At 41.6% G+C, this 7,018-nt stretch carries 8 protein-coding genes; 6 read left to right on the forward strand and 2 right to left on the reverse strand.

Annotation, left to right across the window (positions count from 1 at the left end):
* The 5 genes from SORDD27_RS07960 to SORDD27_RS07980 form a co-directional block, all read left to right on the forward strand.
* Window positions 1-736 (forward strand): SDR family NAD(P)-dependent oxidoreductase (locus tag SORDD27_RS07960; RefSeq protein WP_231069328.1); only part of this gene is annotated, 736 nt, incomplete at its 5' end.
* Between the two features lie 77 nt (window positions 737-813).
* A complete protein-coding gene (locus tag SORDD27_RS07965) occupies window positions 814-1,209 on the forward strand; it encodes a single-stranded DNA-binding protein (protein WP_000282457.1) in 396 nt (131 codons plus the stop codon).
* Between the two features lie 308 nt (window positions 1,210-1,517).
* Window positions 1,518-1,802 carry a co-chaperone GroES gene (gene groES / locus SORDD27_RS07970; protein WP_061428418.1) on the forward strand — a complete coding sequence of 95 codons (285 nt, stop codon included), beginning with the start codon at window positions 1,518-1,520 and terminating at the stop codon, window positions 1,800-1,802.
* 15 nt (window positions 1,803-1,817) lie between these two features.
* Window positions 1,818-3,440 carry a chaperonin GroEL gene (groL, locus tag SORDD27_RS07975; protein WP_000031560.1) on the forward strand — a complete coding sequence of 541 codons (1,623 nt, stop codon included), beginning with the start codon at window positions 1,818-1,820 and terminating at the stop codon, window positions 3,438-3,440.
* Window positions 3,441-3,564: 124 nt separating this feature from the next.
* Window positions 3,565-4,332 carry an epoxyqueuosine reductase QueH gene (locus SORDD27_RS07980; protein ID WP_000567555.1) on the forward strand — a complete coding sequence of 256 codons (768 nt, stop codon included), beginning with the start codon at window positions 3,565-3,567 and terminating at the stop codon, window positions 4,330-4,332.
* 70 nt (window positions 4,333-4,402) lie between these two features.
* Here SORDD27_RS07980 and ntdP read toward each other — a convergent pair whose 3' ends face one another.
* Window positions 4,403-4,936, reverse strand: coding sequence for a nucleoside tri-diphosphate phosphatase (gene ntdP, locus SORDD27_RS07985; protein ID WP_000775318.1), 534 nt, complete (start codon window positions 4,934-4,936; stop codon window positions 4,403-4,405).
* Window positions 4,937-5,024: 88 nt separating this feature from the next.
* Window positions 5,025-5,801, reverse strand: coding sequence for a recombination regulator RecX (recX, locus tag SORDD27_RS07990; protein WP_061428420.1), 777 nt, complete (start codon window positions 5,799-5,801; stop codon window positions 5,025-5,027).
* 37 nt (window positions 5,802-5,838) lie between these two features.
* Here recX and rlmD point away from each other — a divergent pair.
* Window positions 5,839-7,018: 23S rRNA (uracil(1939)-C(5))-methyltransferase RlmD (gene rlmD, locus SORDD27_RS07995; protein ID WP_061428422.1), on the forward strand; the 1,180-nt coding region annotated here is incomplete at its 3' end.

Raw genomic sequence — 7,018 nt, forward strand, 5'->3', positions numbered from 1 at the left:
AGCGACCTCAGGAATCGGTGAAGCGATTGCGCGTGCTTATCTGGAGCAGGGGGAGAATGTCGTTCTAACAGGGCGACGGACAGACAGACTAGAGGCCCTCAAGTCAGAGTTTGCAGAAACGTTTCCAAATCAAACAGTTTGGACTTTTCCTCTGGATGTGACGGATATGACCATGGTAAAGACTGTTTGTTCCGATATTCTAGAAACGATAGGGCAGATTGATATCTTGGTCAATAACGCTGGACTAGCTCTTGGCTTGGCTCCCTATCAAGACTATGAAGAGTTGGATATGCTGACCATGTTAGATACCAATGTCAAGGGGTTGATGGCAGTCACTCGCTGTTTCTTGCCTTCTATGGTAGCAGCCAATCAAGGTCATATTATCAATATGGGATCGACCGCAGGAATCTATGCCTATGCTGGGGCAGCTGTTTACTCAGCCACCAAGGCTGCTATCAAGACTTTTTCAGATGGTTTGCGAATTGATACCATTGCAACAGATATCAAGGTAACTACCATTCAACCAGGGATTGTCGAAACAGATTTCTCTACAGTTCGTTTTCATGGTGACAAAGAGCGGGCTGCGACGGTTTATCAGGGAATTGAGGCCTTGCAAGCTCAAGATATTGCAGATACAGTTGTCTATGTGACCAGTCAGCCTCGCCGTGTGCAGATTACAGATATGACCATTATGGCCAATCAACAGGCGACAGGTTTCATGGTGCATAAAAAATAAAAAATTTCTTCGAAAAGTTACAAATTTCTGTAACTTTTTTTGATTCCTTGCGAATAGATAAGTAGGAGGAAGAAAATATGTATAATAAAGTTATTATGATCGGGCGCTTGACGTCTACACCAGAATTGCACAAAACCAACAATGACAAGTCGGTAGCGCGAGCAACTATCGCTGTGAACCGTCGTTACAAAGACCAAAATGGGGAACGTGAAGCTGATTTTGTCAATTTGGTTCTTTGGGGAAAATTGGCTGAAACCTTAGCAAGCTACGCAACTAAAGGTAGTCTTATCTCTGTGGATGGAGAACTTCGTACCCGTCGCTTCGAGAAAAAGGGCCAGATGAACTATGTGACTGAAGTCCTTGCCACAGGATTCCAACTTTTGGAAAGCCGCGCCCAACGTGCTATGCGTGAAAATAACGCAGGACAGGATTTGGCAGATTTGGTCTTGGAAGAGGAGGAATTGCCATTTTAATACTCTTCGAAAATCTTTTCAAACCACGTCAACTTCACCTTGCCGTGGGTATAGGTAACTGACTTCGTCAATCTTATCTACAACCTCAAAGCAGTGCTTTGAGCAACCTGCGGCTAGCTTCCTAGTTTGATCTTTGATTTTCATTGAGTATAAACATTGAAAAGTCTGAGTTGGTCTCAGGCTTTTTATCTTGCCAAAGTCAGACTTTTTTCTTGACTATTTCTGACCAAGTGATACAATAGAACTATAAATTAGCACTCAGATATAAAGAGTGCTAATAATATGTAGTTTATCATGGAGGAAAACAGATGTTGAAACCATTAGGAGACCGTGTGGTCTTGAAAATCGAAGAAAAAGAACAAACTGTTGGAGGCTTTGTCCTTGCAGGCTCAGCCCAAGAAAAAACAAAAACAGCCCAAGTTGTAGCTACTGGACAAGGTGTTCGTACCTTGAATGGTGACTTGGTTGATCCAAGCGTTAAGCCTGGAGACCGTGTCTTAGTTGAAGCCCACGCAGGTATTGATGTCAAAGATGGCGATGAAAAGTACATCATCGTAGGTGAAGCTAATATTTTGGCAATCATTGAAGAATAGAAGGAGAAAGTAAGTATGTCAAAAGAAATTAAATTTTCATCTGATGCTCGTTCAGCGATGGTCCGTGGTGTCGATATCCTAGCAGACACTGTTAAAGTAACCTTAGGACCAAAAGGTCGTAATGTTGTGTTGGAAAAATCATTTGGCTCACCTTTGATTACCAATGACGGTGTGACCATTGCCAAAGAAATCGAGTTGGAAGACCATTTTGAAAATATGGGTGCCAAATTGGTATCAGAAGTAGCTTCAAAAACCAATGATATCGCAGGTGACGGAACGACAACTGCAACAGTCTTGACTCAAGCTATCGTCCGCGAAGGAATCAAAAACGTCACCGCGGGTGCCAACCCAATCGGTATTCGTCGTGGGATTGAAGCAGCGGTTGCTGCAGCTGTAGAAGCTTTGAAAAATAACGCCATCCCTGTTGCTAACAAAGAAGCTATCGCTCAGGTTGCTGCCGTATCTTCTCGTTCTGAGAAAGTCGGCGAATACATCTCTGAAGCTATGGAAAAAGTTGGTAAAGACGGAGTCATTACTATTGAAGAGTCACGTGGTATGGAAACAGAGCTCGAAGTCGTGGAAGGAATGCAGTTTGACCGTGGTTACCTATCACAGTACATGGTGACAGATAGCGAAAAAATGGTGGCTGACCTTGAAAATCCATACATTTTGATTACTGATAAGAAGATTTCAAATATCCAAGAAATCTTGCCACTTCTAGAAAGTATTCTCCAAAGCAACCGTCCACTCTTGATTATTGCAGATGATGTGGATGGCGAAGCTCTTCCGACTCTTGTATTGAACAAGATTCGTGGAACATTCAATGTCGTAGCTGTCAAGGCACCTGGATTCGGTGACCGTCGCAAAGCGATGCTTGAAGACATCGCCATCTTGACAGGAGGAACAGTCATCACAGAAGATCTTGGCCTTGAGTTGAAAGACGCTACTATTGAGGCGCTTGGTCAAGCAGCGAGAGTAACTGTGGACAAAGATAGCACTGTTATCGTAGAAGGTGCTGGAAATCCTGAAGCTATTTCTCACCGTGTTGCGGTTATCAAGTCTCAAATCGAAACTACAACATCTGAATTTGACCGTGAAAAATTGCAAGAACGCTTGGCTAAATTGTCAGGTGGTGTCGCAGTCATCAAGGTCGGAGCTGCAACTGAAACTGAGTTGAAAGAAATGAAACTCCGCATCGAAGATGCCCTCAACGCTACTCGTGCAGCCGTGGAAGAAGGAATCGTTGCAGGTGGTGGAACTGCTCTTGTCAATGTCATTCCAGCCGTAGCTGATTTGGAATTGACAGGAGATGAAGCGACAGGACGCAACATTGTTCTCCGCGCCTTGGAAGAACCTGTTCGTCAAATCGCCCACAATGCAGGATTTGAAGGATCTATTGTCATCGATCGTTTGAAAAATGCGGAAGTTGGTACAGGTTTCAACGCAGCGACTGGCGAGTGGGTCAACATGATTGAAGAGGGAATCATTGACCCAGTTAAAGTGAGCCGTTCTGCCCTTCAAAATGCAGCCTCTGTAGCTAGCTTGATTTTAACAACAGAAGCAGTCGTAGCCAATAAACCAGAACCAGTAGCCCCAGCTCCAGCAATGGATCCAAGCATGATGGGCGGGATGATGTAAAAGCAACTTATAAAAAACACAAAAGGAGGGAACATAATCCCTCCTTTTAAGGTTTTCTCTTCTAAAATTGATTTGAGCTCTCCTAACTTATATGATAAAATAAGACTAGAAGAAGGAGAAGAACATGATTGATGTAGAAGAAATTCTGAGCAAGATGAATCTCAATCAGAAGATTAATTATGACCGTGTCATGCAGAAAATGGTTCAGGTTTGGGAGAAAAATGAGCAACGTCCCACTATTCTCATGCATGTTTGCTGTGCTCCTTGTAGTACCTACACTCTAGAATACCTGACAAAATACGCTGATGTGACTATCTATTTTGCCAATTCCAATATTCATCCAAAGGCAGAATACCACAAGCGGGCCTACGTTACAAAAAAATTTGTCAGTGATTTCAATGAGCGAACAGGCAATACGGTTCAGTACCTTGAAGCTCCCTACGAACCAAATGAATACCGGAAGTTAGTCAGAGGACTGGAAGAAGAACCCGAAGGTGGTGACCGTTGCAAGGTTTGTTTTGACTACCGTCTGGATAAAACAGCACAGGTAGCTATGGACTTGGGCTTTGATTACTTTGGTTCAGCCTTGACCATCAGTCCTCATAAGAATTCTCAAACCATCAACAGCATCGGAATTGATGTGCAAAAGATTTATACCACCCACTATCTCCCAAGTGATTTCAAGAAAAATCAAGGCTACAAGCGTTCGGTGGAGATGTGCGAGGAGTATGATATCTATCGTCAATGTTATTGTGGATGCGTCTATGCAGCTCAAGCCCAGAATATTGACCTGGTTCAGGTTAAGAAGGATGCCACGGCTTTCTTGTTGGATAAGGATGTTGAAAAAGACTATTCCCACATCAAGTTTACTGTCACTAAATTAGATATATAGAAATCAACCCAGCTGAAAAGCTGGGTTTTTCAAATAAAAAAACCAGGGTTTTCACCCCAGTTTGACAACTTTACCGATTCTTTAGTTCTATGTAGCGTTTGTACCAAATGTTGACATAGGCCTCTGAGAAAGGACCGCGTCCATTGTTAATCCAATCAACAAGGATTTTAACATGCTCTTTCAAAATATAGTCTAAATCATCAGAATACTTCATTTTGCGTTTATGGCGCTCATACTCTTCAACGTCCAAGAGACGCTTTTCACCATCAGTGAAAACCTTGACATCCAAATCATAATCAATGTATTTCAGGGCTTCCTCATCTAGATAGTAAGGACTTGCCATATTGCAATAGTAGGAAATCCCATTATCACGAATCATAGCAATGATATTAAACCAATATTTTTTGTGAAAGTAAACAATAGCCGGTTCTCGAGTCACCCAACGACGACCGTCACTTTCGGTAACAAGTGTGTGGTCGTTGACGCCAATAATAGCGTTCTCTGTTGTTTTTAGTACCATGGTGTCCCGCCAAGTACGGTGGAGACTTCCATCATGCTTATAACTTTGAATTGTAATAAAGTCGCCTTCTTTTGGAAGTTTCATAACTAACCAACTTTCTACAATTTATAAGTTTATCGTTTACTATTATATCATAAATCGGTCTAATTTTTTTGAATTTTACCTGAAAATGTTAAAGATATTCTCTGAGAGCGCTGGCTATATCCGAAAAATCATAGCCTTTTCGAGCTAAAACTTGGGTTAAACGCTGTTTAAGTTCGTATCCTTCATACTTTCGAGCATACTTAGCATATTGTTTGTCTAGCTCTTTAAAAATGAGATCTTGAGTCGTTTCTTGGTCGACTTGACTGTCCAAGTCGTCAAAGGCATTCTTAGCATCAGAATAGGAGAAGCCTTTGTTCGTTAAGTTTTGGATAATCTTATCTTGCAAGGCACGAGCGGGAAGCTTTCCCGTGTATTTTTTTAGAAGTTTCTCCGCCACACGTTGAGCAACCTCTGAAAAATCAAAATCCTTTAAAACATCTTCAATAGTTGCTTTGGCAATCCCTTTTTGAGACAGTTTTTGAGCTAGCACATAGGGTCCCTTATCTCCAGAAAGTTGATTTGCATTGATGATAGAGTAGGTATACTGACGATCATTAATCCAGTTATCTTCTTTAAGATTGGCGATAACTTGACTTGTGATTTTTTCATCAAGATCATACTTTTTCAGATACTCACGAACTTCCTTTTCGGTTCGAGCTTTAAATGATAGATGGTAGAGGGCGAGATTCTTACCATAAGAAAACTGAGCAAAGCCCTGAATCTCGGTCAATTCTTCAGTGCTAACCACCTTATCTTTAGACAACATAAAACGGACAATGGTATCCTCCGTGATATAAGAGGTTTGCTGTTCATCTAACTCCATCAAGTAAAGACGTTTCTTCTTTTCAAGTTTTGTGATTTTCATAGTTCTATTATACCCTAAAATGTGATAAGATAGGGGTATGAATCTGAAAGTCAAACAAAAAATACCTTTAAAAATCAAGCGGATGGGTATCAATGGTGAGGGAATCGGTTTCTATCAGAAAACCCTCGTTTTTGTGCCAGGCGCTCTCAAAGGAGAAGACATCTATTGTCAAATTACTTCTATTAAACGCAACTTTGTTGAAGCCAAATTACTAAAGGTTAATAAGAAGTCTAAATTTCGAGTCGTACCAGCTTGTACGATTTATAATGAATGTGGTGGTTGTCAAATCATGCACCTTAACTATGATAAACAGTTAGAGTTCAAAACGGATTTGCTCCACCAAGCCTTGAAAAAATTTGCTCCTGCAGGATATGAAAACTATGAAATCCGTCCAACTATCGGAATGCAGGAACCAAAGTACTACCGTGCTAAGCTTCAATTCCAGACTCGAAAATTTAAAAATCAGGTCAAGGCAGGTTTGTATGCGCAAAACTCTCATTATCTCGTAGAGTTGAAAGACTGTTTGGTGCAAGATAAGGAAACCCAAGTGATTGCGAATCGCCTAGCTGAACTTCTTACTTACCACCAAATCCCCGTCACCGATGAGAGAAAAACGCTCGGTGTTCGCACCATCATGGTACGCAGAGCAAGAAAAACGGGGCAAGTTCAGATTATCATTGTCACAAATCGCCAGCTTAATTTAAATCAACTGGTCAAAGATTTAGTCAATGATTTTCCAGAAGTTGTCACGGTTGCTGTCAATACAAATACAGCAAAAACAAGTGAAATCTATGGTGAAAAGACGGAAATTATCTGGGGCCAAGAGAGTATTCAAGAAGGAGTACTCGACTATGAGTTTTCTCTTTCCCCTCGAGCTTTTTATCAGCTTAATCCTGAGCAGACAGAAATTCTCTATAGTGAAGCAGTTAAGGCTCTGGATGTCAGCAAAGAGGATCATCTGATCGATGCCTATTGCGGTGTTGGGACGATTGGATTTGCCTTCGCAAATAAGGTCAAGAGTCTCAGAGGAATGGATATTATTCCAGAAGCCATTGAAGATGCCAAGCGAAATGCTCAAAAAATGGGGTTTGACAATACCCATTACGAAGCGGGGACAGCAGAAGAGATTATTCCACGCTGGTATCAAGAAGGCTACCGAGCAGATGCCCTGATAGTCGACCCTCCTCGTACAGGCTTAGATGATAAGCTACTGGATA

The organism is Streptococcus oralis (genome assembly GCF_001579025.1).
Classification (GTDB): Bacteria; Bacillota; Bacilli; order Lactobacillales; family Streptococcaceae; genus Streptococcus; species Streptococcus oralis_X.

Coding starts and splice junctions, on each gene's coding strand:
- SORDD27_RS07965 (WP_000282457.1), top strand. CDS start 814: ATGTATAATAAAGTTATTATGATCGGGCGCTTGACGTCTACACCAGAA.
- groES (WP_061428418.1), top strand. CDS start 1,518: ATGTTGAAACCATTAGGAGACCGTGTGGTCTTGAAAATCGAAGAAAAA.
- groL (WP_000031560.1), top strand. CDS start 1,818: ATGTCAAAAGAAATTAAATTTTCATCTGATGCTCGTTCAGCGATGGTC.
- SORDD27_RS07980 (WP_000567555.1), top strand. CDS start 3,565: ATGATTGATGTAGAAGAAATTCTGAGCAAGATGAATCTCAATCAGAAG.
- ntdP (WP_000775318.1), bottom strand. CDS start 4,936: ATGAAACTTCCAAAAGAAGGCGACTTTATTACAATTCAAAGTTATAAG.
- recX (WP_061428420.1), bottom strand. CDS start 5,801: ATGAAAATCACAAAACTTGAAAAGAAGAAACGTCTTTACTTGATGGAG.